Here is a 25,705-nt window from a genome sequence, read left to right on the forward strand (position 1 = left end):
TGCAGTTCCCGAAAAGGGTCGTCCGCGGGCGGTTCGGGAGCGGCGGCGCGGGCAGGTTCGATGAGGGTGCCCGCCCCGGTGGGCGCGAGGCCGCCGAGGGGCGGTGGGCGCGGACGACGACGGGACTGTCCCGCTCGGCGGTCCGTGGCAGAATCGGACGGCGCCGGCAGGGGAGGAGAACACGCGATGCCCACGAGCATCCTTGAGGAGGTCAATGACCTGCTCGATGTGGCCGAGGCGCAGGGCTATGACTGGCTGCCGGAATACGCGCTCCGCTTCACCTGCCCCGTTGACCGCCCCGGCGTCACCCGCCGCGGCCACGGTCCCGCCCTCCAGTGCCCCGCCTGCGGCTCGGCCCATGTCGCCCAGATGCTGGGCGACAACGGCGGCATCTCGTTCGTCTGCACGGCCTGCGGCCACAGTTGGAGCTGACTGATGGGGGCTCACAGCAGGAAATGCGACTGGTGCGGCAGCGGTACGCCCATCGTCCGTGACATGGAACCGCTCAACGCCGACTACCAGTACTGGTGCGAGGAATGCGCCCGCGCGCTGGTCATAAAGGGCGACCCGATCGAGACCTACCGCGAGTTGGAGGGGGAGCCGATCTACGGGCGCCTCCTGGACGAGCACTGCACGCTGAAGCGTTTCTACTCCTTCGCCACGGCCTGACCGCCGCTCGCGTGCGCCGCCCGCCCACGCGTCCGGGATTTTCCGGCCAGGGCGGAACTACCCGGTCTTTCCCGGGCGTTGTCGTGGACAGGAGCCGCCGCCGCAAGCGGCAGGCGGCACGGGGACGCGACACGGGGGTCGCATCGTGAGCGATACGGACGTCACACCTGACCGCACCACACCACCCGAGGGTGCCGGACGTGCGGCGCGGTGGAAACCGGACGCGCGGGAGTCCACCGCCGAACCGGCGCCGCCCGCCGGGGGTTTACGCATCGTCTGCGCCCTGGAAGCCGGTGGGAGCGCCTGCCTGACGGCCCGTCTCCTGCGCCCCACCGCCGCGGGCCGCGCGGCCGCAACCCCCACACGCTGCGGCCCTTCGGCGTCACGCTCTCGAAGACGCTGCCGTGCCCTCGGTGGCGGCGGGGCGGCGGCCATGGCCACGGGCCCCGCGGCCGCCCGGCCCGCAGCGCCGCCACAGCCGGACCGCCGCGGCCACGAACAGCGCGAGCCCGGCGAGCGGATAGACGTCGGACAGCAGGAGCTGGAGGGTGTTCTGGTGCAGTTCCTCGTGGTGGTGCCAGCGGTGCGGCACCCACCACAGCGCATAGCTGCAGAACAGCAGGCCCAGTACCGCGGTCGCCGCCCAGCCGCGGCGGGCGCTGCCGCCGGTGCGCCGCAGGGCCTCGGATCCGGCCAGGATCAGCATCGGCACGCACCACACCCAGTGGTGTGACCAGGAGACCGGGCTGACCAGCAGCGCGGTCGCCGCACAGGTGACGGCGGCCCAGGCGCGGTCCCCGCGCAGCAGGGCCCACACCGCGAGCGCCAGTCCGAGCAGGGTGGCCAGGACGGCCGCCACCAGCCAGGCGGAACCCGGATCGTGGGTGTGCAGCAGCCGGGCGAGTGCGCCGCGCAGCGACTGGTTCGCGGTGATCTCCACCTCACCGACCCGGTCGGCGGCGAAGACGGTCTCGGTCCAGAAGCGCTGCGAGTCGCGCGGCAGCACGAGCGCGGAGAGGAGGGCGCTGGCGAGGAAGGTCGCGGTGGCGACGGCCGCCTGCCGCAGCCAGGGGTTCCGGATCCCGCGCAGCCCGGCGCCGGAGCGCAGCTGCTGCACGGCGCGTACGGTGCCGGCGACCGCGAGGAAGACCGCGAAGAGCGCGGGGGTGAGCTTGATGCCCGCCGCGATGCCGATGCCGACACCGGCCCAGCGGTTGGTGTCCTTGCGGGTCAGGTCCCACAGCACCAGCGCGGCGAGCAGCAGGTTGATCTGGCCGTAGCGCAGCGTCGTCCACACCGGCTCGCACCAGACCAGCAGCGCGGAGAGCGCGAGCGCCGCCGCCGGACGCGGCATGTGCTGCGGCCGGCCGACCAGGCGCAGCGAAAGGTGGACGACGGACACCAGCAGCAGGAGGTTGCCGAGCGTGGCGAGGGTGCGCATCGTCGGCACGCCGACCAGCGTCAGGGGGGTGAACAGCAGCGCGGCGAAGGGCGGATAGGTGTTGGGCAGGTGCGCCGATGTGGCCACCATGTCGTAGAGGCTGCCGCCGCTGCGGGCCGTCCAGCCCTCGGCGCGGTAGACCATCAGGTCGATCATGGTCACGTGCGCGAGGCGCTGCACGATCCAGAAGACGGTGAAGGAGAGGGCGCAGCCGACCGCGGCCGACAGGGTTGGGCGGCGGCGGAGGAAACCCGTGCGGGGGCCGGGGTCACCAGGGTCGGTGGACTGCTCCAGCTCCAGCGTGGTCACGGCGTACGGCTCCCCAGGACGAATCGGGCACGGCTCGCCGACAGTACCGCGCGCCCCGGTGAGAGCTCTGCGAGAAGCGATTTGGCAGAAGCCCGGGAGGGCCGTGTAATGTAGTCGATGTCGCCGCGGGAGACCGCAGCGGAGCAAGACCTGGGGCTATAGCTCAGTTGGTAGAGCGCCTGCATGGCATGCAGGAGGTCAGGAGTTCAATTCTCCTTAGCTCCACAGAATTCAGAGCGGGCCGTCCGATCGGACGGCCCGCTTTGTTGTGCGTTGCGGGTGGGGAGTGAGGGGCAGGGCCTGCGCTGGGAGCGGCTGTGCCGGTGCGGTCTTGGGAGAGTGCGGTGGCTCGCGTGAGAGGCGTCACAGGTGGTGCGGAGTGGCGTCTGTCTCAGAGGCGGCGCCGAGTGTCAAGGGTGCCGTATCGGCCCTGGGGGGCGGTGTGTGCCGTCGGGGACGAGGATCTTGTGGCGCGCCATGACGGGTGCGCCGTGACGTGGGTGACCCCGCCTCGGTCCGTCGGCCCGTAGCCGCCTCGTTCCGGGATCCCGGTGTCCCGGAGTCCGCGGCTCTGCCGGGTCGGAGCGGGGCGAAATGCGGTGCTCCTGTGCCCAGTTCCTGTCCTCCGTTCGCTGACTCCTGATCAAAAATTAGCGTTGCCTGCCGTGTTGGGTGCCCAATACCCCACCAATCCCTCTATTTCTGGCGCTATCTTGTCGTTCCTTGGGCTCTTCTTGGTGATCGCATGCCCCTGACATGAATCGTTCACCGAAAGAGTGGCGCATCGCGTGAATGTCATATCCATCGCATTCACCGCTCATGAGGCACCGTGCGTCGCGCCACTACGCACCGCATCGCATCGCCACAGCAGGGGGTTACATGAGATCGAGCCGAACCAGAGCACTGCGCGCGCGTGCCGGACTGGCCTGGGCGGCGACGCTGCCGCTGGTCGCCGGGGCGCTCGCGCTCGGCGCACCCGCCGCCGACGCCGCGGGTCACGACGGCGGCCGGCACGCGTTCCAGGGCACCAAGCCCGCCTGGGCCACCCAACAGGCGGACCAGGGCGCCACCGCCGGTTCCACGGACGTCACCGCGCGCGTCTACCTCGCGGGCCGGGACGCCAAGGGACTGGCCGCGTACGCCAGGGCCGTGTCCGACCCGCACTCCGCTTCGTACGGGAAGTACCTGAGCCCTGACCAGGTGAAGGCCCGTTACGGCGCCACGCAGGATCAGATCACCAAGGTGACCGACTGGCTGAAAACGTCGGGTCTGAAGATCACCGGCACCGGCAGCCGCTATCTGACGGTCAAGGGCGACGCGTCGGCCGCCGAGCGCGCCTTCGCCACCGATCTGCACAACTACCGCAAGGACGGCCACACTTACCACGCGCCGTCGGCCACCGCCTCCGCGCCCGGAGCGCTGTCCGATGCCGTCCTGACCGTCACCGGCCTGGACAACGCGCCGCGGCTCGCCCGGCACCACTCCACCGAGCTGCCGCCGCCCTCCAACGTCTACCGCAACGCGGGCCCGTTCTCCTCGTACTACGGCTCCAAGACCGACAAGCACCTGCCGTCCGCCTACGGGGCCAAGGCGTCGTACGCGGTCAAGGGGTACACGGGCAAGGAATTGCGTGCCGCCTACGGGGCGAAGAAGTGGACCGGCAAGGGCGTCACCGTCGCGATCACCGACGCCTACGCCTCGCCGACCATCGCCGCGGACGCGCAGAAGTACGCCTCCCGTAACGGCGATCCGCGCTACCGCCGCGGGCAGCTGTCCCAGGTGCTGCCCAAGGACTACTCGCACATCGAGGACTGCGGCGCGGCCGGCTGGTACGGGGAGGAGACGCTCGACGTCGAGGCCCTGCACGCGGTGGCTCCCGACTCCGATGTCGTCTACGTCGGTGCCGCCTCCTGCAACGACGACGACCTGCTCGACTCGCTCGGCAAGATCGTCGACGGGCACCTCGCCGACATCGTCTCCAACTCGTGGGGCGACATCGAGGCGAATGAGACCCCCGATGTGGCGGCCGCGTACGACCAGCTGTTCCAGCAGGGTGCGGTCCAGGGCATCGGCTTCTACTTCTCCTCCGGCGACAACGGCGATGAAGTGGCCAACACCGGTACGAAGCAGGTGGACACCCCGGCGAACTCCGCCTGGGTCACCGCGGTCGGCGGCACCGCGCTCGCCGTCGGCAAGAACGGCACGTACCAGTGGGAGACCGGCTGGGGCACCCAGAAGGCCGTGCTCTCCAAGGACGGCAGCGACTGGACCGGCTTCCCCGGTGAGTTCAACGGCGGTGCGGGCGGTGGCACCAGCAAGACCATCGCGCAGCCCTTCTACCAGCGCGGCGTCGTCCCGGACGGGCTGGCCAAGGCGAACGGCGGTGGCGCCATGCGCACCGTCCCCGACATCGCGGCGGTCGCCGACCCCAACACCGGCTTCCTGGTCGGTCAGACCCAGACGCTGCCGGGCGGGAAGCTCGGCTACGACGAGTACCGCATCGGCGGAACCTCGCTCGCCGCACCGGTGATCGCGGGCGTCCAGGCGCTGGCACAGCAGGCCAGGCACGGCGTCCCCATCGGCTTCGCCAACCCCGGCATCTACCAGCGGTACGGCACCCCCGCCTACCACGACGTCACCGACCACCCGCTGGGCGCGGGCCGTGACCTGGCCGTCATCCGGGTCGACTACGTCAACGGCATCGACGGTGCCAAGGGCACCACGACCACGTTGCGCAGCCTGGGCAAGGACAGCTCGCTGCACGCGGGTGTCGGCTACGACGACGTCACCGGCGTCGGCAGTCCGGGCGCGGACTACGTCAGCTCGTACCGTCCCTGACCGTTCCCGTAGGGGCCGCGTCGGGGGAATCCCCGGCGCGGGCCCTGTGGCCCCTGCGGTACCCTGGCGCCATGTGTGCCGTACGCCTTCTGCTTAGCGGGCCGCGCTGATCAGTTCCGACCGGGCCATCCGCTGTGGCCGCCCGGGTCGGCATCGGCGCGGCATCCCCTCCTGTGCGAGGGGCATTTTTGTTTCCGCAGAATCCGTGTCCGCAGCAGCCGCAGGCAGAGACGATCGATGGAGCTTTGAGGACGATGAGCGAGACGACTACCTCCCCCGCTGCTGAGGGCGCGGGCGGCCCCCCCTCCGAGGTGGCAGCGCCGCACCGTTACACGGCCGCGCTGGCCGCCGACATCGAGGCACGCTGGCAGGACTTCTGGGAGTCGGCCGGGACCTACGAGGCCCCGAACCCGAGCGGCGACCTGGCCGGTGACTCCGCGCTGACGGCCCGCCCCAAGAAGTTCATCATGGACATGTTCCCGTACCCCTCCGGTGCGGGCCTGCACGTCGGCCACCCGCTGGGCTTCATCGCCACCGACGTCTACGCACGCCACCAGCGCATGACGGGCCACAACGTCCTGCACACCCTGGGCTTCGACGCCTTCGGCCTGCCCGCCGAGCAGTACGCCGTGCAGACCGGCACCCACCCTCGGGTCTCCACCGAGGCCAACATCGTCAACATGCGGCGCCAGCTGCGCCGCCTGGGCCTGGGCCACGACCAGCGCCGGTCGGTCGAGACGATCGACCCGGCGTACTACAAGTGGACCCAGTGGATCTTCCTGCAGATCTTCAACTCCTGGTACGACCCGGAGGCGGACGCCGCACGGCCGATCGACACCCTGGTCGCCCAGTTCGAGGCCGGCACCCGCCCGACCCCTGACGGCCGCCCCTGGGGCGAGCTGGACGCGGCCGAGAAGGCCGGCGTCCTGGGCGAGTACCGGCTGGCCTACGCCTCCGACGCCCCCGTCAACTGGTGTCCGGGGCTGGGCACCGTGCTGGCGAACGAGGAGGTCACCGCCGAGGGACGCTCCGAGCGCGGCAACTTTCCCGTCTTCAAGTCCAAGCTGCGCCAGTGGAACATGCGGATCACCGCCTACGCGGACCGCCTGCTGGACGACCTGGACGCGCTGGACTGGCCCGAGGCCATCAAGCTGCAGCAGCGCAACTGGATCGGCCGCTCCGAGGGCGCCCGGGTCGACTTCCCCGTAGGCGACGACAAGATCACCGTCTTCACCACCCGCCAGGACACCCTGTTCGGCGCCACCTACATGGTGCTGGCCCCGGAGCACGAGCTGGTGGCAGGGAACGGCAACGGCTCCATCGTCCCGGCCGCCTGGCCCGAGGGCACCCACGAGGTGTGGACCGGCGGCCACGCCACCCCGGGCGACGCCGTCGCCGCGTACCGCAAGCAGGCCGCGGCCAAGTCGGACGTCGAGCGGCAGGCCGAGGCCAAGGACAAGACCGGCGTCTTCACCGGCGCGTTCGCCACCAACCCGGTCAGCGGCGCACAGGTCCCGGTCTTCATCGCCGACTACGTTCTGATGGGCTACGGCACCGGCGCGATCATGGCCGTCCCGGCGCACGACAGCCGCGACTTCGCCTTCGCGCGCGCCTTCGAGCTGCCCATGCGCTGCGTCGTCCAGCCGTCCGACGACCGCGGCACCGACCCCGCGACCTGGGACGATGCCTTCGCCTCGTACGACGCGAAGCTGGTCAACTCCTCCGGTGCGGAGATCTCCCTGGACGGCCTGGGTGTCGTCGAGGCCAAGGCGAAGATCACCGACTGGCTGGCGGACCGCGGCATCGGCGAGGGCACCGTCAACTTCCGGCTGCGCGACTGGCTGTTCAGCCGCCAGCGCTACTGGGGCGAGCCGTTCCCGATCGTCTACGACGAGGACGGCGTCGCGCACGCGCTGCCCGCCTCGATGCTGCCCCTGGAGCTGCCGGAGGTCGAGGACTACTCCCCGCGCACCTTCGACCCGGACGACGCGGACACCCGGCCGGAGACCCCGCTGTCCCGCAACGAGGACTGGGTCGACGTCGAGCTGGACCTGGGCGACGGCAACGGCGTCAAGCGCTACCGCCGCGAGACCAACACCATGCCCAACTGGGCCGGTTCGTGCTGGTACGAGATGCGCTACCTGGACCCGACCAACGCCGACGCCATGGTCGACCCGGGCATCGAGCAGTACTGGATGGGGCCGCGCGAGGGGCAGCCGTCCGGTGGCGTCGACCTGTACGTCGGCGGCGCCGAGCACGCCGTGCTGCACCTGCTGTACGCCCGCTTCTGGTCCAAGGTCCTGCACGACCTGGGGCACATCTCGTCCTCCGAGCCGTTCCACAAGCTGTACAACCAGGGCATGATCCAGGCGTTCGTCTACCGGGACAGCCGCGGCATCGCCGTCGCGGCCGCCGAGGTCGAGGAGCGCGACGGCGCGTACTACTACCAGGGTGAGAAGGTCAGCCGCGTCCTGGGCAAGATGGGCAAGTCCCTGAAGAACGCCGTCACGCCCGACGAGATCTGTGTCGAGTACGGCGCCGACACGCTGCGCCTGTACGAGATGGCGATGGGCCCGCTGGACGTGTCCCGCCCCTGGGACACCCGGGCGGTCGTCGGCCAGTACCGCCTGCTGCAGCGCCTGTGGCGCAACGTCGTGGACGAGGCGACCGGCGAGGTCACCGTCGTCGACACGGAGCCGGACGAGGCGACCCTGCGGGCCCTGCACAAGGCTATCGACGGTGTCACCCAGGACATGGCGAACCTGCGCTTCAACACCGCGATTGCCAAGGTCACCGAGCTGAACAACCACCTGACCAAGACGACAGGACCGGTGTCGCGCACGGTCGCGGAGCGCCTGGTGCTGCTGGTCGCCCCGCTGGCCCCGCACATCGCCGAGGAACTGTGGCGCAAGCTGGGCCACGCCGACACCGTGGTGCACGCGGACTTCCCGGTGGCCGACCCGGCGTACGTCGTGGACGAGACGGTGACCTGCGTGGTGCAGATCAAGGGCAAGGTCAAGGCCCGGCTGGAGGTCGCCCCTTCGGTCTCCGACGCCGACCTGGAGGCGGCCGCGCTGGCCGAGCCCGCGGTGGTTGCCGCACTGGGCGGCGCGGGCATCCGCAAGGTGATCGTCCGGGCGCCGAAGCTGGTCAACATCGTGCCCGCCTGACCTCGGTCGGCGGGTGTTCGTACGACGCCGCCGCAGGGCTTGAGCCGGTCGGCTCGCGCCTTGCGGCGGCGTCGTTGCGGGGAGTGTGCGGCAGCTTCGGGCGGGTGATCAGGCCGCTCAGGGCGGGGCATGGGTGCTTTCCCCTACGGGCAGGTTGGGGGCTCCGATGGAACCCGCGACCTGCCCGAGCCGTTTACCGTGGAGGGACAGGGCGCGGGCTACCGAACCGGCGCCGCCGAATCCTCTGGGGGAGTTCATGGAAGCCGCGATTGCCATCATCGGGCTGCTCTTCCTGCTCTTCATCGCCGCCGGAGTATTCGTGACGGTCAAGGCCGTACAGGCGACCAAGCGCGGCGTGGACCGCACGGTCGCGCAGGCCCGGAGAAGCGTCGAGGACACCGGTCTCCGGGCGAGGAAGTTCACCCAGCCCGGCGTCACCGGCGAACTGGCGCAGCTCCGGCTGTCGCTGCGCACCTCGATGCGCGCCACCCAGGACGCACTGCGCGGCGGCGTGGCCGACGACGCCTCGCTCAGCGAGGCACTCGGCCTCTTCGAACGGCTCAGCGCGCACGGCCACGAACTGGACGACGAGCTGAGGCGGCTGGAGCGCGAGCCCGACCGGGCCGCCACCTCCGCCAGGATGCCGGAGCTGCGGGAGCGTACGCAGCGCATCACCCAGGCCGCCGATTCGCTGCGCTGGGCGGCGCTGGACCGCGCGCGGAAGTTCTCCGACGACGACCTGGCCGCGCTGAACGACCAGATCGACGTCGAGGCGGGCGCGCTGCGGCACTGGACCCGGGAGCCGCTGCGGGATCCGGCGGCCGGTAACGCACCGGACGGCGGCGCCGGTGCAGGCCGGCAGGCCGCCGGGACCGGCAGCGCTTCCGGAGCCCCCGGGGGCTCTTGGGGCCCGGAGGCGGGCGAACCCCAGGCGATAGCGGCCAAGGATCCGCGCGTTCGGCCGTCCTACCCGTGGCAGAAGGCCCGGCACGGCGAAGGCACGACCTGACGAGGGCGGGCGGCATTTGGCACAGCCCTTACCGAACCGGGAAGATCGTGAGAGGGGCCGCACTGTCGGGTGCCGGGCTCCCCGGATAGCCTCCCAGTCATGTCCCGCCATGTCGCCATCGTCACCGATTCCACGGCCTACCTGCCGCCGGTGGCACTGGAGCGCCACCGCATCACGGCCGTCCCGCTGACCGTCGTCCTGGGGGACCAGGCCCTGGAAGAGGGCACCGAGATCTCGGCGAGATCCGTCGCCCAGGCCCTCCAGAAGCGCGGGCCGGTGACGACGTCCCGCCCCAGCCCGAGCACCTTCGCCGACACCTATCGCAAGGTCGCCGCGTCCGGCGCCTCCGCCATCGTCTCGCTCCACCTCTCCTCGGAATTCTCCGGGACCTACGACGCGGCGGTACTCGCCGCGAAGGAAGCGCCCGTACCCGTAAGGGTCGTGGACACCGGCATGGTCGCGATGGCCCTCGGCTTCTGTGCCCTGGCGGCCGCGGAGACCGCCGACGCCGGCGGGGACGCCGACGAAGCGGTCGCCGCGGCGGAGAAGCGCGCCGCCGGGACCTCGGCCTACTTCTACGTCGACACCCTCGACTACCTCCGGCGCGGTGGCCGGATCGGTACGGCCCAGGCGCTGCTGGGCTCCGCGCTCGCCGTCAAGCCGATCCTGCAACTGGCCGAAGGGCGCATCGAACTCCTCGAAAAGGTCCGTACGGCTTCGAAGGCCATCGCACGGCTGGAGGAGATCGCGGCGGAGCGTGCGGGCCAGGGCGAGGTCGACATCGCCGTCCACCACCTCGCGGCGGCGGAACGCGCGGAAGCCCTCGCCGACCGCCTGCGGGAGCGGGTGCCGGGCCTGTGCGAACTCCACGTCAGCGAGGTCGGCGCGGTGATCGGCGCGCACACGGGGCCGGGGTTGCTGGGGGCCGTGATCTCACCACGGTGAGGCGTGCGGCGCGGGCGGGAGCGGCCATCTTCGCCGGGCGGCGTGGGCGGAAGCTCCCCTTCGGGTGACGCAGTTATCCACAACTGGGCAGTTATCCACGGAAATTGAGCCTGCTCGGCGCGATCGGCGAAGAGTGCCTACCGTCGGTCGGCATGAGCACTCAATCACCGTCCGTAATCATGGGGTCGGGCCCAGGCCCGGACGCGGCCTCCGGCGCCGAAGCGCGCGAGCCCGAGCGCGGCAGGCGGCCCGGCCGTTCCCGCCACGCACGATCCCCGGTGCGGAGGCGGGTCGCCCACCGGACCGAGACCATGGCCCTGGTCCGGGCGAGAGCCGCGGCGCTCTTCAGCAGCCCATTGGAGGGGGACGTGCCGACGGGCGGGCCGCGGATGCCGGGCGAGCCACGGGTGGCGGGCGGGGCAGTGGCTGTGGGTGCGCCGGTGGCTGCAAGCGGGCCGCGTTCGCTGCGTATGCGTGGTGCGGTAGGGGAGGCCGGTGCGGGCAGTGTGGGCGACGCGGCCGGTGCGGATGATGGGGCTGGCGCGAACGGTGCGGACGATGCGCTCAACTCCCCTCGGGATTCCTCTTCCCGAGGCCCTTCCCCGGTTCTTGCCCGAGTCTTTCCCCAAGCCCATCTCCGCGTCCGCCCTCGTGTCCGTCCCCGCGTTCCTTCCCGCGTCCGTTCCCAGCTTCGGGCTCCGCGCCGTCCGCATGCCCGGCGGCGTCGCGATCCGCCGTCTGTTGAGAGGCCACAGGGCGAGTCGGTCGGGCAGCGAGGGGGAGGGCGCGACGTGAGGCGGGAGACGGACGGGCCGGGGGCGGGTGTCGCTGCCGGGGCGGAGATGGCGTCGGGCCCGAGGCCAGGCGGATCCGGGCCGGGGCGTTGGGAGCGAGCGCGGCTGGCGGTACGGGAACGGCTGCCGCTGTGGGTGCAGTTACGTTGCGCGACCGATCCGAAGGCGCTGGCCGCGCTGGCGCTTGTGCTGGTCGTGGCCGTGGTCATCGCCGTTCAGCACTTCTGGGCGGCCGGCCCCGAGCCGGTGCGGGCGCCGGCGGCCGAGCGTGCCGTGTCCGTGCCGTCGCGCCAGTCCGGTCTGTCGTCCTCCGGTACGCCATCGGCCGGGCCGGCTGCGTCGGCCTCGTCGGGCGCGGACGGTGGCTCCGGGAAACGGCTGGTGATCGATGTGGAGGGGAAGGTCAGGCACCCGGGAATCCACCGCCTGCCGGCCGGGTCGCGGGTGACCGACGCGTTGGACGCGGCGGGCGGTGTGCTGCACGGGGCGAGCACCCAGGGGCTGAACCGCGCCCGGCTGCTGGCCGACGGGGAGCAGATCGTCGTCGGCGGTGCCGGTGCCGGGGTGGGCGCGGGCGGCGGCGGAGCGGCGGCCGAGGCGGCTGCGAACGGGCCGCCGTCCGAAGCAGGCGCGTCGGGTGGCGGCCCAGGGGCACCGGGTCAGCCGGTCAGCCTCGGTACGGCCACCGAGCAGCAGCTCGACACGTTGCCCGGCGTAGGGCCCGTACTGGCCCGGCACATCATCGAATTCCGCACCCGGCACGGCGGGTTCAGGTCGGTGGACCAACTGCGCGAGGTGACCGGTATCGGCGAGCGTCGCTTCGCCGACCTGCGCCCTCTGGTCCAGCCATGACCACCGAGCGCGCCACGGTGCACGCGGCGGCGGCATCGCCGCACGGCGCCTCGGACCCGCGCCAGGAGGGACCGGCCGACCTGCGAATCGTCGCCCCGGCGCTGGCGGCCTGGGTCGCGGCGGCAGTTGCCCTGGGGGCGCCCGGTGCAGTGGTGGCGTCAGCCTGCGCGGTGGCCGTTGTCCTTGCCGCGGTGGCCCTGCGCAGGGCAGCGGGACGGCGCCGGGCCGAGCCCGAGCCTGCGCCGGAGACCTCGCCCACGTCATCGGGGCACCACCGCCTCGCCCCGCGTCCATGGTCCGCCGGGTCGCTGGTGGCTGCGGCGGCGGTGCTGCTGTGCGCGGTGGCGGGGGCGGCCTCCGCGGCGCTGCATGCGGCGGACGCGCGGCGCGGACCGCTGCCCTCCTGGGCGCAGCGCTATGCGCATCTCACCGTTGAGCTGGAGGTGACCGGAGATCCGCGGATGACCCGGCCCAAGGTGCGAGGCTCCCAACGCATGCCGCCTTCCCTGGTGTTCACCGCGGACGTCGTGCGCATCACCGGACCGGACGGCTCGGTGACGGCCACCCGCACACCCGCCCTGGTCATCGCGCAGCAGCAGAATGCGGAAAAGCACGGCGGGCAGGATTCCCCGGCGACGCAGCGCGGCCGGTGGCTCGGCCTGCTGCCCTCGACGCGTATCCGGGTCGCAGCCCGTGCCGCACCGCCGATGCCGCCTGACGTGCAGATCGCCGCCGTGCTGCGGGTCTCCGCCGATACGCCGCCCCGCCGGGTGGCCGAGCCGTCCGCGTTGCAACGGATGGCGGGCAGCCTGCGGGCCGGGCTCCGCGACGCCACCGACGGCCTGTCACCCGATGCCCGTGCCCTGTTGCCCGGACTCGTCGTGGGGGACACCTCGCGGGTGCCGCCGGATCTCGATGATGCGTTCCGGGCCACGGACCTGACGCATCTGCTCGCCGTATCCGGAAGCAACCTGACGATCGTGCTCGCCCTGCTGGTCGGCCCGCCGCACCTCGCCTCGCGAGCCGAACGCCGTGGCCTGGCGCCCCGCCTCGGGCTGTCCCTGCGCGGTACCGCAGTCGTCGGCGGCGCCCTCGCCCTCACCTTCGTCGTGGTGTGCCGCCCCGACCCCAGCGTGCTGCGGGCGGCGGCCTGCGGGCTGATCACCCTGCTGGCGATCGGGACCGGACGCCGCCGCTCCCTGCTCCCCGCGCTCGGGACCGCCGTCCTGCTGCTGATCCTCTACGACCCATGGCTGGCCCGCAGTTACGGCTTCCTGCTCTCCGTCCTGGCCACCGGCGCGCTGCTGCTGCTCGCCCCGCGCTGGAGCGCGGCACTCCAGCGGCGCCGGGTGCCGCCCAGGCTCGCCGAGGTGATCGCCGCCGCTGCCGCCGCCCAGGCGGTCTGCGCCCCCGTGATCGTGGTACTCGCGGCCCGGGTCGGCCTGCTCGCCGTGCCGTGCAACCTGCTCGCCGAACTGGCCGTCGCCCCGGCGACCGTCCTGGGCTTCGCCGCGCTCGCCGCCGGCCCGCTCGTACCGTCGGCCGCCCAGGCACTGGCCTGGTGCGCGGGCTGGCCCGCCACCTGGATCGCCGGGGTGGCGCGCGCCGGGGCCGCCCTGCCGGGCGCGGAGTTCGGCTGGCCGGGCGGCTGGGTGGGTGGTTCGGCGCTCGCCGTGGCCACCGTCGTCCTGGCGGCGGTGGGACGCCGGATGCTGCGCCGCCGGTGGCTGTGTGTGCTGTGCGCCCTGGCTCTGATCCTGGTGGTGTGGCGGCCGGCGCCGTTGACCCGCGTCCTGACGGGCTGGCCGCCACCGGGGTGGCGCGCGGTGGTCTGCGATGTCGGGCAGGGCGACGGGCTCGTACTGGCGGCCGGTGACGGCACGGCCCTGGTGGTGGACGCGGGCCCCGAACCCCGCGCCATCGACCGGTGTCTGACGGACCTGGGTGTCCGCCGCATCCCGGTGATCGTGCTGACGCACTTTCATGCCGACCACGTCGACGGCCTGCCCGGGGTGCTGCACGGCCGCTCGGTCGGGCTGATCGAGACGACGACGCTCCAGGATCCTCCGGGGCAGGCGGAGTTCGTCCGGCGCACCGCCGCGGCGGCCGGGGTGCCGGTGACCCGTGCGGCGCCGGGGGAACGGCGTCGGCTGGGCCCTTTGGCCTGGGAGGTCCTCTGGCCGCCTGCGGACACTTCCGGGGCCGCGTCGGACGGGCCCAACGACGCCAGTGTGACGCTGCTCGTCCGCAGCGCAGGGCTGACCCTGCTGCTCCTCGGTGACCTCGAACCTCCCGCTCAGCAGGCCCTGTTGACGGGGCACCCGGAGCTGCCCGGCATCGACGTCCTCAAGGTGGCCCACCATGGTTCGGCGCACCAGGACCCCGAGTTGATGCGCCGAGTGGCACCACGGCTCGCGGTGATCTCCGTGGGGGCGGACAACCCGTACGGGCACCCGGCGCCCCGCACTGTCGACGCGCTGCGGCGACTGGGCGCCAAGGTGCTGCGCACCGATACGGACGGCGCGATTGCCGTACTGGGTACCCGGGCTCAGCTCTCCGCAACGGTCCAGGGCCGCCGCACCACCCGGCACCGCTCCCCCACCACGGTGGCTCGTCGACGCCGACGAAGACGCCTCACGAAAGAGGTCACGAGACGGGCGACGGGCTGCGCGCCTCATCCGCCGGAGGGCCGAGCACGGGCCCGGACCGCCGCACCGGCCGCGCCTCGGAAATCCCGGCCTCGCATCCCTCGCCCCCCTGCGAAGCAAGCCCCGCAATGGACATCCCACGATGAATGCCCCCACCGCGAATGCCCCCACCGCGAACGCCCCCACCGCGAACGCCTCCGCCACGGACGATGAACGCCACCGGGAGGGAACCACCGGAATGAACACCACCGAGGTCGACGCACATCTCGCCCGTATCGGCGCGGTCCGGCCCGCGACGGCCTCTGCCGAGGAGCTGGGTGCGCCACAGCTGCGGCATCTGCGCAGCGTTCCCTTCGAGAATCTCTCTCCATCCCGGCGAGGAGACCGTGCTGGCCGCGGTCGTTGTTCGACAAGGTCGTCGGTGCGCGCCGTGGCGGGATCTGCTACGAACTCAACGGGGCCTTCGCCGGGTTGCTCGGCGCCCTCGGTTACGACGTTCGGCCGCTCGCCGCCCGGGTGTTCGGCCGGCGGGTCCGAGGATCCCGTACGACCACCTGGCGCTGCGGGTGCAGACGCCTACCGGGCCGTGGCTCGCCGATGTCGGGCTCGGCCGGCACAGCCATTTCCCGCTGCGGATGGACAGCCGCGCCGATCAGCCCCACCCCGGGGGAGTCTTCCGCATCGAGGAGACGCCCGAGGGGGATCTCGACGTGTCGCGGGACGGGATTCCCCCGTACCGCGTCGAACAACGCCCGCGCGCCCTGGCCGACTTCGAGGTGGGCTGCTGGTGGCATCGCACCTCACCGGCGTCCCGCTTCGCCCGCTCGCTGGTCTGCTCCCTGCTGACTCCGACCGGCCGGGTCACCCTCTCGGACCGCACGCTCGTGATCACCGGTACGGACGGGGCGCGTGAGGAGTGCGAGCTGTTGGAGGACGAGGTACTCGCGGCCTACCGCATCCACTTCGGCATCACCCTGGACCGAGAGCCCACCGTGGCCCGCACACCCGCCCCGGACCGGCCGACCGGCCCAAGACCGCTCCCACCGGACGAAGCCCCCTGAACACCCGAGACCATGGCGGCGCAGGGGCAGGGGGACCGCCCACGGCGCCCCCTTCCCGTACGCCAAGGAAGCCGCCGTCACTCCGCCTCGCGCCAGCCCTCGTGCTCCGCCGCGAGGCTGTCCAGCTGGTGAGCGTCATAGGCGCCGTCCGGGTCCTCGACGACCACCAGCCACTGGGCGTCCTCGGCGTCGTCCTCGCCGGCCAGGGCGTCGCGTACGAGCTGCGGTTCCTCGGCGAGACCGAACCGCTCGGTCAGGGTCTCGGCGACCTCCTCCGCGGCGTCGCGGTCGGGCAGTACCAGTACGTGTCGTGCATCGCTCACCGGACCATTGTCCGGCAACGGAGCAGCGGCCGACGGGCGGGCGGCAGGACGGACGGGCCGCGGCCCCGCAAAGCGGTCGGCCGCCCGCCAGGACGGGACTGTCAGTGGGGCGTGGGATGCTGGAGCGCGATGGCCAGGAAGACTGCAAACGACGATCCGCTCGCCCCCGTCACGCTCGCGGTGGGCCAGGAAGACCTGCTGCTCGACCGTGCCGTGCAGCAGGTGGTGAAGGCTGCCCGCGCCGCGGACGAGGACACCGATGTGCGCGACCTCAGCTCCGATCAGCTCCAGCCGGGCACCCTCGCCGAGCTGACCAGCCCTTCGCTGTTCGCCGAGCGCAAGGTCGTGGTGGTGCGCAACTCCCAGGACCTGTCGGCGGATTCGATCAAGGACGTCAAGGGCTATCTCGGATCCCCCGCGGAGGAGATCACCCTCGTCCTGCTGCACGCAGGCGGCGCCAAGGGCAAGGGGCTGCTGGACGCGGCCCGTAAGGCCGGGGCGCGCGAGGTGGCCTGTCCCAAGATGACGAAGCCGGCCGACCGGCTGTCGTTCGTCCGGGGCGAGTTCCGCGCGGTGGGGCGTTCGGCGACGCCGGAGGCATGCCAGGCGCTGGTCGACGCGATCGGCAGCGATCTGCGCGAGCTGGCCTCGGCCTGTTCGCAGCTGACCGCCGACATCGAGGGCACGATCGACGAAGCGATTGTGGCGCGCTACTACACCGGCCGGGCCGAGGCGTCGAGCTTCACCGTCGCGGACCGCGCGGTCGAGGGCCGGGCGGCCGAGGCACTGGAGGCGCTGCGCTGGGCGATGTCGACGGGCGTCGCGCCCGTCATGATCACCAGCGCGCTGGCCCAGGGCGTACGCGCCATCGGCAAGCTGGCGTCCGCCCCGCGCGGCGCGCGCCCCGGCGACCTCGCCCGCGACCTGGGCATGCCGCCGTGGAAGATCGACCGGGTGCGGCAGCAGATGCGCGGCTGGTCGGCGGACGGCGTGGCGACGGCACTGCTGGCCGTGGCCGCCGCCGACGCGGGTGTCAAGGGCGGCGGCGACGACCCTGAATACGCCCTGGAGAAGGCCGTGGTGGCCATCGCCCGCGCGGCCCGCTCCCGTTGAACCGCTGAGCGACGACGGGCGTCCGGCGCCGGGACGCCCGTCTCACGGGCGCCCGACCGGACGGCCTCCACCCCGGGCATCCGACTCCGCCGCACCAGGCCGGCACTACCCCCGCAGTTTCCCCAAGGTCTCCCGGGCGCTGCTCTTCAGCATGTCGGCGATCTCGTCCGCGCGCGGCTGGGTGCCGGAACCGCGGCCGGACGCGTAGCTGGACCACGTCGACTGATACGTCAGCCAGCCGTCCCTGACCCCCAGGATCACGTACGAGCCGCTGTTGTTGCCGGAGTCCTTCCGCATCACCAGGTACGCCTCGTCACCGATGCCCGTCACCGGCTCGACCGTGTAGTCGACGGAGGTGTCCTGCTTCTCGTAGGCGCGGTAGCCGTCGGCGAACTCCGGGGCGGGGTCGGCCTTTTTGTGCAGGGTGACGGAGTTGTAGAGGAAGTTCGACGCGTAGTCCGAGCTGCTCTCGCCTTCCTTCTCCAACGAGATGTTGCACCACATCGAGTCGATGGCGGGCTGCCGGGCGCCGCTGTGCTGCGGGTTCGGGGCGCTCGACGAGCTGTCCTTCGTCCGGTACCGGGCGCTCTCGAACGGTGTCAGGGAGGTGTCCGCGCACAGATCCGACGTGTAGGAGTAGCCGGCCAGATCGGGGCGGGGTTCCGAGCTGCCGAAGCTGCCGGTGGCGAACATCACCGAGGCCCAGATCGCGGACGCCGCGACCGCGCCGCCGATCGCCCACGGCCAGCCGGACGCGCCCCGGCCGCCGCCACCCGGAGGCTGCGGGCCCGCGGAGGGGTAGCCGTAGCCGCCCGGGGCCGGCGGCGGGGGCTGCTGTGCGTACGGGTTCTGCTGGGCCGGCACCGGATTCTGGGGCGCGGGCACCTGGCCGTACGGCTGCGGTTGCGGGTAGGGACGGTTCGGATCCCCCGAGAGATCCCCCGAGAACGACATGGCGGCAGCGTAGCGGAACCGGCCGGAGCCGCATGTTGGTCGAGACGGGGCCTCACGCCGGGCAGGACGAAGCCTCCCCCCAAGTGGGACGGTGCGCCGCACGCCGAGCGACGAAGCCCGGCCCACCCGCACCACCCAGTGCCCGCCCCGTCCCCCCTGCCACGCAAAAAACCCCGCCGGCCCTGGGGAAGGGCAGCGGCGGGGTTTCCCGTCAGTCTTCGGGTCGTCCGGCGGAAGTCGCCGGTCGAGCCGGGGGCGCCGCACCCGCGTGGCGAACGCAGGCCGTGTGCGGCGCGGTGGTGCACCGTTCAGGGAGCGGAGAGAGGGGCCGCTGGATCCCCGACGGCGGGGGTTTTGCAGGTCAGACGGAGATCGTTCAGCCCTTGAGGCCGGCGACCTTCTTGGCCAGCGCCGACTTCTTGTTGGCGGCGGCGTTCTTGTGGATGACACCCTTGCTGACGGCCTTGTCGAGCTTCTTGGCAGCCTCGGCCTGGGCGGTGGTGGCCTTCTGCAGGTCACCGGCCTCCACGGCCTCGCGGGTGCGACGGATCGCGGTCTTCAGAGTGGACTTGACAGCCTTGTTGCGCTGACGAGCCTTCTCGTTGGTCTTGATCCGCTTCATCTGGGACTTGATGTTCGCCACGAAAGAGCCTTTTCAGGTTCGTTGGAGTTTCGAGTTGCGCCGCGCGCTTGAGAGGGCACGAAGCACAGTGGACCAGGCTACCAGCCGCGCCCACGGCGTCCCAATCCGGTCCGGGGTCGCCCGGGAGCACCGCCCAAAACGGACCGACGGCGCCGCTCATGGGACGATGGGGAGGACGTCACACCCGAGTCCCGCCTACCCGCGTTCACTGAATGGACCCTGCGTGCCCGCGACCCCTACGAACGTGCCGGAGCCGAGCCGTACCGACCCGGCCCTCCTCCGTAACTTCTGCATCATCGCGCACATCGACCACGGCAAGTCGACGCTCGCCGACCGGATGCTCCAGATCACCGGTGTCGTCGACCAGCGGCAGATGCGCGCGCAGTACCTCGACCGCATGGACATCGAGCGCGAGCGCGGCATCACGATCAAGTCCCAGGCGGTGCGGCTCCCCTGGTCGCCTTCCGAGGGCGAGGAGCGGAGTGGGACGACCCACATCCTCAACATGATCGACACCCCCGGTCACGTCGACTTCACCTACGAGGTCTCCCGCTCGCTCGCGGCGTGCGAGGGCTGCGTCCTCCTCGTCGACGCCGCCCAGGGGATCGAGGCGCAGACCCTCGCCAACCTCTACCTGGCGATGGAGAACGACCTCACGATCATCCCGGTCCTCAACAAGATCGACCTGCCGGCCGCGCAGCCCGAGAAGTTCGCCGCCGAGCTGGCGAACCTCGTCGGCTGCGAGCCCGACGACGTCCTGCGGGTCTCCGCCAAGACCGGTGTCGGCGTGGCCGAGCTGCTGAACAAGGTGGTCCGCGAGGTTCCGGCCCCGGTCGGCGTCAAGGACGCGCCCGCCCGCGCGATGATCTTCGACTCGGTCTACGACGCCTACCGCGGCGTGGTGACCTACGTGAAGGTCGTCGACGGCACGCTCAACAAGCGCGAGCGCATCCGGATGATGTCCACCGGCGCCGCCCACGAACTGCTGGAGATCGGCACCAACTCGCCCGAGATGAAGGCCGCCGACGGCCTGTCCGTGGGCGAGGTGGGCTATCTGATCACCGGCGTGAAGGACGTCCGCCAGTCCAAGGTCGGCGACACCATCACGCAGCTCAGCAAGGGGGCGACCGAGCCGCTGGGCGGCTACAAGGACCCCAAGCCGATGGTGTTCTCCGGGCTCTACCCGCTGGACGGCTCGGACTACCCGGAGCTGCGCGAGGCCCTGGACAAGCTCCAGCTCAACGACGCCGCGCTGGTTTATGAGCCGGAGACCTCGGCGGCCCTCGGCTTCGGCTTCCGCGTGGGCTTCCTCGGCCTGCTGCACCTGGAGGTCATCCGCGAGCGACTGGAGCGCGAGTTCGGCCTCGAACTGATCGCCACCGCGCCCAACGTCGTCTACCAGGTGGACATGGAGGACGGCACCGAGTACGAGGTGACCAACCCCAGCGAGTTCCCCACGGGCAAGATCGACAAGGTGCACGAACCGGTCGTGCGGGCCACGGTCCTCGCGCCCAGCGAGTTCATCGGCGCGATCATGGAGCTGTGCCAGAACCGCCGCGGCGCGCTGCTCGGCATGGACTACCTCTCCGAGGACCGCGTCGAGATCCGCTACACCCTGCCGCTCGCCGAGGTCGTCTTCGACTTCTTCGACCAGCTCAAGTCCAAGACCCGCGGCTACGCCTCACTGGACTACGAGCCCACCGGCGAGCAGGTCGCCGACCTGGTCAAGGTCGACATCCTGCTGCACGGCGACAAGGTCGACGCGTTCTCCGCGATCTGCCACAAGGACAAGGCGTACGCCTACGGTGTGCGGCTGGTCGCCAAGCTGCGCGAGCTGATCCCGCGGCAGGGCTTCGAGGTGCCGATCCAGGCCGCCATCGGCAGCCGGGTCATCGCCCGTGAGACGGTCCGCGCGATCCGCAAGGACGTCCTCGCCAAGTGCTACGGCGGCGACATCTCGCGTAAGCGGAAGCTGCTGGAGAAGCAGAAGGAAGGCAAGAAGCGGATGAAGATGGTCGGCAGCGTGGAGGTGCCCCAGGAGGCATTCATCGCGGTGCTGTCCTCGGACTCCGACGGGGACAAGTCGAAGAAGTGACCTCGGGCGGGCGGCTCCCGGGCGGCCCGCGTGAGCGCCGTCCGGCGGGTGCTCCTCGCGCCTGGTATGCCGTGCGTTCCGGGTGAGTCCGGTCACGTGCCGGGCAGGGCGCCGGTCCCTCTCAGGGGGCCGGCGCCCTTGCCGTTTCCCGGGGCGTGGCAGGGCGGCCGGGAGGTGCGGGACAGGCAGTCGGAGGGGTGCATTCCGCTTTTGGCGGGAGTCCCGGAGTGTGCCGTCGTAGGGGTGGCCGGAGCGCGGGGTGACGGGGCGCTCGCACCCTGCACGCACGGCGGGAGGCGCCGCGTGAACCAGTCGGCCGCAGACCCTTACGTGGCGGCGCAACGGGGCCTACTCTGATCACTGCTCAAAGGTTACTCGCGAGTCACCAGCAACGAAGCGGGCCCCGGAGGATGCCGTGACGGACACCCACACGCTGATCGACAACCGGCCGCCTTCGGTGGCGAGCCTCTTTCTGGAGCGGGTCGCGGCGACCCCCGACAAGGAGGCGTATCGCTATCCCGTGCCGCCTGCCTCGGGCCAGGGGCCGGACGACTGGAAGTCGCTGACCTGGGGAGATGCCGCCCAGCGGGTGATTGCGGCGGCGGCGGGGCTGATCGCGCTCGGCGTCCGGCCCGAGGAGCGGGTGGCGCTGGCCGCCGCCACCCGCGTCGAATGGATCATCGCCGACCTCGGCGTGCTCTGCTCCGGCGCCGCGACCACCACGGTCTACCCCAGCACCAACGCGGACGAGACCGCGTACATCCTCGCCGACTCCGGAAGCCGGGTGCTGATCGCGGAGGACGCCGCGCAGCTGGCCAAGGCCCGCGAGAAGCGTGCCGAACTGCCGGACCTCGCCCACGTCGTGGTCATCGAGGAGGCGGACGCGCAGCCCGCCGACGGCGACCCGGAGGGCTGGGTGCTCTCCCTCGCCGACCTGGAGAAGCGCGGCGCCGCCCACCTGGAGGACAACCCCGACTGCGTCACCGAGCGGGTCGCCGCCCTGCGTGCTGACCAGCTCGCCACCCTCATCTACACCTCCGGCACCACCGGCCGCCCCAAGGGCGTACGTCTTGCGCACGACTGCTGGTCGTACATGGCGCGCGCCATCCAGGCCACCGGCATGGTCACCGAGGACGACGTGCAGTACCTCTGGCTGCCGCTCGCGCACGTCTTCGGCAAGGTGCTCACCGCGGGCCAGATCTCGGTCGGCCACGTCATCGCCGTCGACGGCCGGGTCGACAAGATCATCGAGAACCTGCCGGTGGTGCGGCCCACGTACATGGCGGCCGTCCCGCGGATCTTCGAGAAGGTCTACAACGGCGTCGCGGCCAAGGCGAGGGAGGGCGGCGGCGCGAAGTACAAGATCTTCCAGTGGGCGGCCGGGGTGGCCCGCGAGTACGCCAAGGTCTCGCAGGAGAACTTCCGGCGCACCGGCAACGCCTCGGTGCCGTTCGCGCTCGCCGCCAAGCACAAGGCCGCCGACGCCCTCGTCTACGCCAAGCTGCGGGACGCCTTCGGCGGCCGCCTGCGCGCCGCGATCTCCGGCTCCGCCGCCCTTGCGCCGGAGATCGGCTACTTCTTTGCCGGCGCCGGCATCCACATCCTGGAGGGCTACGGCCTGACGGAGTCCAGCGCCGCCAGCTTCGTCAACCCCGGCGAGGCGTACCGCACCGGGACGGTCGGCAAGCCGCTGCCCGGCACCGAGGTGCGGATCGCCGAGGACGGCGAGATCCTGCTGCGCGGCCCCGGCATCATGCAGGGCTACCACGGTCTGCCGGAGAAGACCGCCGAAGTCCTGGAGTCCGACGGCTGGTTCCACACCGGCGACATCGGCGAGCTGTCCGCGGACGGCTTCCTGCGGATCACCGACCGCAAGAAGGACCTGATCAAGACGTCCGGCGGGAAGTACATCGCCCCTGCCGAGGTCGAGGGGCAGTTCAAGGCGGTCTGTCCGTTCGTCTCCAACATCCTGGTGCACGGCGCCAACCGGAACTTCTGCACCGCGCTGATCGCGCTCGACGAGCCGACCCTCATGGTCTGGGCGGAGGAACACGGCCTGAAGGGCACGGCGTACGCGGACCTCGTCGCCACCGACCAGGTCCGCCATCTGATCGACGGCTATGTCGAGCGGCTCAACGAAGGGCTCCAGCGCTGGCAGCAGATCCGCAAGTTCCGGCTGCTGCCGCGCGATCTGGACATCGAGCACGGCGAGGTCACCCCCAGCCTCAAGGTCAAACGGCCGGTCGTGGAGCGGGCGTTCAAGGATCTGTTGGACGAGATGTACGCCGGGACGCGCGAGGCATAGCGGGGCGTACGGGGCGCGACGGGACGCGCACGGAGCAGCCGGGGCGCGGCGCCCATCCCGGCGCACGGATGTCACGGCGGGGCGGTACGGAACGGCGTGGGGCGGACGGGACGGCAGTGGCGGCAGTGGTGCCGCGGCCGTCGGGGAGCCGTCCCGGCGTCGTCCGCGCCACCCCGCGCTGCTGTGCGCGGGCGCGTGCCGGGACGCCGCGCTCCCCCCGGTTGTCCATACATCTTCACCGTCCGCAGCGACGGAGCACCCCGTCTGACCACCTTCTTCAGTGACTCGGTGCTTATGCCCGCGCTCGGTCTGTCACTCTGTCGGTGGTGCATTCGGCGAGATGGCGGAGCTGCTCGGGAGTTGCTGAATGAGGACGAGTACTGCGACTGCAACTGGATTCCAGCGGGACACCGACGCGGTGGGCGGGGTCGCGACCGGCACGGGCCGGGACGGCACGGGCTCCCGCAGCGCCGCGCTGACCGGCACGCCGCGCGCCGCGTCCGACGCCCGCCGGTTCGTCCGCGGCACGCTCGCCGACTGGACGGCGCAGCGGCTCCCGGGCGCCGAAGCGCTCACCGAACGGCTGGCGGAGGAAGCGTTATTGCTGGTCAGTGAGCTGGTCACGAACGCCGTGGTGCACGCGGGCACCGACGTGGAACTGCACTGCCGCCTCGAAGCGGACACCGCACCGGACGGCCCAGGCCTCGTCGTCGAGGTGTCCGACCACCACCCCACCCGCCCGGTGCGCGGCCACCGGCACTCCGGTCTGCCGGACGGGGCGGGCCACGGCCTGCAACTGGTCGGCGCGGTCGCCGAATCCTGGGGCATCACCTACCGCCGCGCGATGAAGACCGTATGGTTCCGGCTCGCCCCGGGCACCGCGGACGACGGCCCGGATCCCGGCGACGCGGTACCCGGCGCACGGGCCCCGGCCGCCCCGCTGACCGGCGTCCCTGCGGCCCGCCCCGCCCCGGACGCCGCGATCGGCTACGGCGCGGCCGGGCACGAGCCGGACCCCTGCGCCACCGACCGCTACCAGCCGGCTCCCTACGGCGCCGACCGCTACGAGCCGGCCCCTTACGACACCGACCGCTACGACGCCGACGACGGCCGGTCCGACGCCCCGTACACCTACGGCTACGGATACGGCTACGGCGCGGCCTACGGTGCCCCGCCCAGGCCCGCGGCCGACTGGCTCACGCACGGCGCACCGACCTTCCTCGCCGAGGCGTCCGACCTGCTGTCCGGCCACCTCGACGCCGACCAAGTAGCCTCCCTCGCCGCCCAGTTGACCGTGCCCCGGCTCGCCGACTGGTGCGCGGTGTGGCTGTACGACGGGGAAGCCGGCGGGCCGGTACCCGGCGCCGCAGGGGACGACGGGCCGCCGCGGCTGTCCGGCGTCTGGCACTCCTGCGAGGCCCGGATCGATGCCCTGCGGCTCGTCCTGGAGAAGGCCCCGCCACCGGCCGCCGACCGCGGCACCGAAGGCTCGGCCGTCCCCTGGCCGTGGCCCGACGAACCGGGCGGCTACGGCGGCGCCGCGCTGGCCTGCCCGCTGGTCAGCGGCGGCCGCAGGCTCGGCACTGTCCTGATCGGCCGGGCCGGACTGCTGCGATTCCCCGCCGGGCTGACCGGCCTGATCGAGGACCTGTGCCGCCGGGTCGCCCGCGCGGTGGCCACCGCCCGCGCCTACAGCAAACAGGAGCGCATCAGCCAGGTGCTCCAGCGCCGGCTGCTGCCCCACGGCCGCGCGCAGGTCCCCGGCGTCGCATCGGCGGTGGTCTACGAACCGCGGGCAGGCGCCTGGGCGGGCGGCGACTTCTGGGACCTCTTCGAGGCGGGCGACGGCCGCTGGTGCTTCGCCCTGGGCGACGTCTGCGGCAGCGGCCCGGAAGCGGCGGCGGTCACCGGACTGGCCAGGCCGGTGCTGCGGCTGCTGGCCCGCGACGGCTTCGGCGTCGCGGAGGTGCTGGACCGGCTCAACAAGACCATGGCGCGGGAGGCGGCCGACTCCGTCGCGGCCGTGGCCGCAGCGGTCGCCGCCGGAGCCGGCGTCCAGGCCCCGGTCGAGATCCGCGACGAGGGCGAACAGGCCCGCTTCCTCTCCCTCCTCTACGGCGAGATCGTGCCCCGCCCCGGCGGCACCGGCGGCGCCCGCTGCACCCTCGCCAGCGCCGGCCACCCGCTGCCGCTGGTGCTGGGCACCGACGGCACGGTCCGGGTCGCCGCCGCGCCGCAGATGCTGCTGGGGGTGGTCGGCGACGCGACGTACGAGAGCGAGTCCTTCGACCTCGCCCCCGGCGAGACGCTGCTGTGCGTCACCGACGGCGTCACCGAGCGCCGCTCAGGACGCAACCAGTTCGACGACGATGACGGCCTGGCCACCGCCCTGGCCGCCTGCGCGGGCCTGGACGCGAGCGCGATTGCCGAACGCATCCGCCGCGCCGTCCACGGCTTCTCGCCGACCCCGCCCGACGACGACCTGGCCCTCCTCGTCCTCCAGGCGGCGGCGGACGGAACGCCGTAGCCCGGTCTC

At 72.1% G+C, this 25,705-nt stretch carries 16 protein-coding genes, 1 tRNA gene and 1 pseudogene; 14 read left to right on the plus strand and 4 right to left on the minus strand.

Annotated features, from left to right (window positions below; genetic code table 11):
• The first annotated feature begins 186 nt into the window (after positions 1-186).
• Both LIU39_RS04860 and LIU39_RS04865 read left to right on the plus strand, forming a co-directional pair.
• Positions 187-432 (plus strand): hypothetical protein, encoded by a 246-nt coding sequence (locus LIU39_RS04860; protein WP_227044968.1) that lies wholly within the window; start codon positions 187-189, stop codon positions 430-432.
• Positions 433-435: 3 nt separating this feature from the next.
• Positions 436-669 carry a hypothetical protein gene (locus LIU39_RS04865; RefSeq protein ID WP_227044969.1) on the plus strand — a complete coding sequence of 78 codons (234 nt, stop codon included), beginning with the start codon at positions 436-438 and terminating at the stop codon, positions 667-669.
• 382 nt (positions 670-1,051) lie between these two features.
• Here LIU39_RS04865 and LIU39_RS04870 read toward each other — a convergent pair whose 3' ends face one another.
• Positions 1,052-2,419 carry a glycosyltransferase 87 family protein gene (locus LIU39_RS04870; protein WP_227044971.1) on the minus strand — a complete coding sequence of 456 codons (1,368 nt, stop codon included), beginning with the start codon at positions 2,417-2,419 and terminating at the stop codon, positions 1,052-1,054.
• A gap of 152 nt (positions 2,420-2,571) precedes the next feature.
• Between LIU39_RS04870 and LIU39_RS04875 the strand changes: the two genes are divergently transcribed.
• The 8 genes and pseudogenes from LIU39_RS04875 (at position 2,572) to LIU39_RS04910 (ending at position 15,736) form a co-directional block, all read left to right on the plus strand.
• Positions 2,572-2,644: transfer RNA gene (locus LIU39_RS04875), tRNA-Ala, on the plus strand.
• A gap of 654 nt (positions 2,645-3,298) precedes the next feature.
• Positions 3,299-5,257 (plus strand): S53 family peptidase, encoded by a 1,959-nt coding sequence (locus tag LIU39_RS04880; protein WP_227044973.1) that lies wholly within the window; start codon positions 3,299-3,301, stop codon positions 5,255-5,257.
• A gap of 254 nt (positions 5,258-5,511) precedes the next feature.
• Complete coding sequence (gene leuS, locus LIU39_RS04885; RefSeq protein ID WP_227044976.1) at positions 5,512-8,427, plus strand: leucine--tRNA ligase; 2,916 nt, start codon at positions 5,512-5,514, stop codon at positions 8,425-8,427.
• A gap of 256 nt (positions 8,428-8,683) precedes the next feature.
• Positions 8,684-9,436 carry a hypothetical protein gene (locus LIU39_RS04890; RefSeq protein ID WP_227044978.1) on the plus strand — a complete coding sequence of 251 codons (753 nt, stop codon included), beginning with the start codon at positions 8,684-8,686 and terminating at the stop codon, positions 9,434-9,436.
• Positions 9,437-9,535: 99 nt separating this feature from the next.
• Positions 9,536-10,381 carry a DegV family protein gene (locus tag LIU39_RS04895; protein ID WP_227044980.1) on the plus strand — a complete coding sequence of 282 codons (846 nt, stop codon included), beginning with the start codon at positions 9,536-9,538 and terminating at the stop codon, positions 10,379-10,381.
• 791 nt (positions 10,382-11,172) lie between these two features.
• Positions 11,173-12,027 carry a ComEA family DNA-binding protein gene (locus tag LIU39_RS04900; protein WP_227044982.1) on the plus strand — a complete coding sequence of 285 codons (855 nt, stop codon included), beginning with the start codon at positions 11,173-11,175 and terminating at the stop codon, positions 12,025-12,027.
• Positions 12,024-14,888: a ComEC/Rec2 family competence protein gene (locus LIU39_RS04905; RefSeq protein WP_227044984.1), complete on the plus strand. Its 2,865-nt coding sequence runs from the start codon at positions 12,024-12,026 to the stop codon at positions 14,886-14,888. Before LIU39_RS04900 ends, LIU39_RS04905 begins: the two co-directional genes overlap by 4 nt.
• A gap of 25 nt (positions 14,889-14,913) precedes the next feature.
• Positions 14,914-15,736 (plus strand): annotated as a pseudogene (locus LIU39_RS04910) (arylamine N-acetyltransferase family protein).
• 77 nt (positions 15,737-15,813) lie between these two features.
• On the opposite strand, the gene LIU39_RS04915 reads toward LIU39_RS04910, so the two are convergent.
• On the minus strand, positions 15,814-16,059 hold the full coding sequence (locus LIU39_RS04915) for a hypothetical protein (RefSeq protein ID WP_227044987.1): 246 nt from the start codon (positions 16,057-16,059) through the stop codon (positions 15,814-15,816).
• A 129-nt stretch (positions 16,060-16,188) separates the two neighbouring features.
• On the opposite strand from LIU39_RS04915, the gene holA reads away from it, so the two are divergent.
• Positions 16,189-17,172: a DNA polymerase III subunit delta gene (gene holA, locus LIU39_RS04920; RefSeq protein WP_227044989.1), complete on the plus strand. Its 984-nt coding sequence runs from the start codon at positions 16,189-16,191 to the stop codon at positions 17,170-17,172.
• A 105-nt stretch (positions 17,173-17,277) separates the two neighbouring features.
• Here the strand turns inward: holA and LIU39_RS04925 are convergent, their stop codons facing one another.
• Both LIU39_RS04925 and rpsT read right to left on the minus strand, forming a co-directional pair.
• Positions 17,278-18,126: a hypothetical protein gene (locus LIU39_RS04925; RefSeq protein ID WP_227044991.1), complete on the minus strand. Its 849-nt coding sequence runs from the start codon at positions 18,124-18,126 to the stop codon at positions 17,278-17,280.
• Between the two features lie 376 nt (positions 18,127-18,502).
• Positions 18,503-18,769: a 30S ribosomal protein S20 gene (gene rpsT / locus LIU39_RS04930; RefSeq protein WP_030283819.1), complete on the minus strand. Its 267-nt coding sequence runs from the start codon at positions 18,767-18,769 to the stop codon at positions 18,503-18,505.
• A gap of 223 nt (positions 18,770-18,992) precedes the next feature.
• Here rpsT and lepA point away from each other — a divergent pair, with 223 nt between their 5' ends.
• The 3 genes from lepA to LIU39_RS04945 all read left to right on the plus strand — a co-directional run bounded on the left by lepA (position 18,993) and on the right by LIU39_RS04945 (position 25,696).
• The gene (gene lepA / locus LIU39_RS04935) at positions 18,993-20,864 is read left to right on the plus strand and encodes a translation elongation factor 4 (protein ID WP_227044993.1); all 1,872 of its coding nucleotides are present in this window, start codon (positions 18,993-18,995) and stop codon (positions 20,862-20,864) included.
• A gap of 415 nt (positions 20,865-21,279) precedes the next feature.
• Positions 21,280-23,169 carry an AMP-dependent synthetase/ligase gene (locus tag LIU39_RS04940; protein ID WP_227044996.1) on the plus strand — a complete coding sequence of 630 codons (1,890 nt, stop codon included), beginning with the start codon at positions 21,280-21,282 and terminating at the stop codon, positions 23,167-23,169.
• A gap of 367 nt (positions 23,170-23,536) precedes the next feature.
• Positions 23,537-25,696, plus strand: a complete 2,160-nt coding sequence (locus LIU39_RS04945) for a SpoIIE family protein phosphatase (protein WP_227044997.1) — start codon at positions 23,537-23,539, stop codon at positions 25,694-25,696.
• Positions 25,697-25,705: the final 9 nt, after the last annotated feature.

The organism is Streptomyces pinistramenti (assembly GCF_020564935.1).
Classification (GTDB): domain Bacteria; phylum Actinomycetota; class Actinomycetes; order Streptomycetales; family Streptomycetaceae; genus Streptomyces; species Streptomyces pinistramenti.

Bases quoted from the DNA above. Each gene is read 5' to 3' on its own strand.
- LIU39_RS04860 (WP_227044968.1), top strand. From the start codon at position 187: ATGCCCACGAGCATCCTTGAGGAGGTCAATGACCTGCTCGATGTGGCC.
- LIU39_RS04865 (WP_227044969.1), top strand. From the start codon at position 436: ATGGGGGCTCACAGCAGGAAATGCGACTGGTGCGGCAGCGGTACGCCC.
- LIU39_RS04880 (WP_227044973.1), top strand. From the start codon at position 3,299: ATGAGATCGAGCCGAACCAGAGCACTGCGCGCGCGTGCCGGACTGGCC.
- leuS (WP_227044976.1), top strand. From the start codon at position 5,512: ATGAGCGAGACGACTACCTCCCCCGCTGCTGAGGGCGCGGGCGGCCCC.
- LIU39_RS04890 (WP_227044978.1), top strand. From the start codon at position 8,684: ATGGAAGCCGCGATTGCCATCATCGGGCTGCTCTTCCTGCTCTTCATC.
- LIU39_RS04895 (WP_227044980.1), top strand. From the start codon at position 9,536: ATGTCCCGCCATGTCGCCATCGTCACCGATTCCACGGCCTACCTGCCG.
- LIU39_RS04905 (WP_227044984.1), top strand. From the start codon at position 12,024: ATGACCACCGAGCGCGCCACGGTGCACGCGGCGGCGGCATCGCCGCAC.
- holA (WP_227044989.1), top strand. From the start codon at position 16,189: ATGGCCAGGAAGACTGCAAACGACGATCCGCTCGCCCCCGTCACGCTC.
- LIU39_RS04925 (WP_227044991.1), bottom strand. From the start codon at position 18,126: ATGTCGTTCTCGGGGGATCTCTCGGGGGATCCGAACCGTCCCTACCCG.
- LIU39_RS04945 (WP_227044997.1), top strand. From the start codon at position 23,537: ATGAGGACGAGTACTGCGACTGCAACTGGATTCCAGCGGGACACCGAC.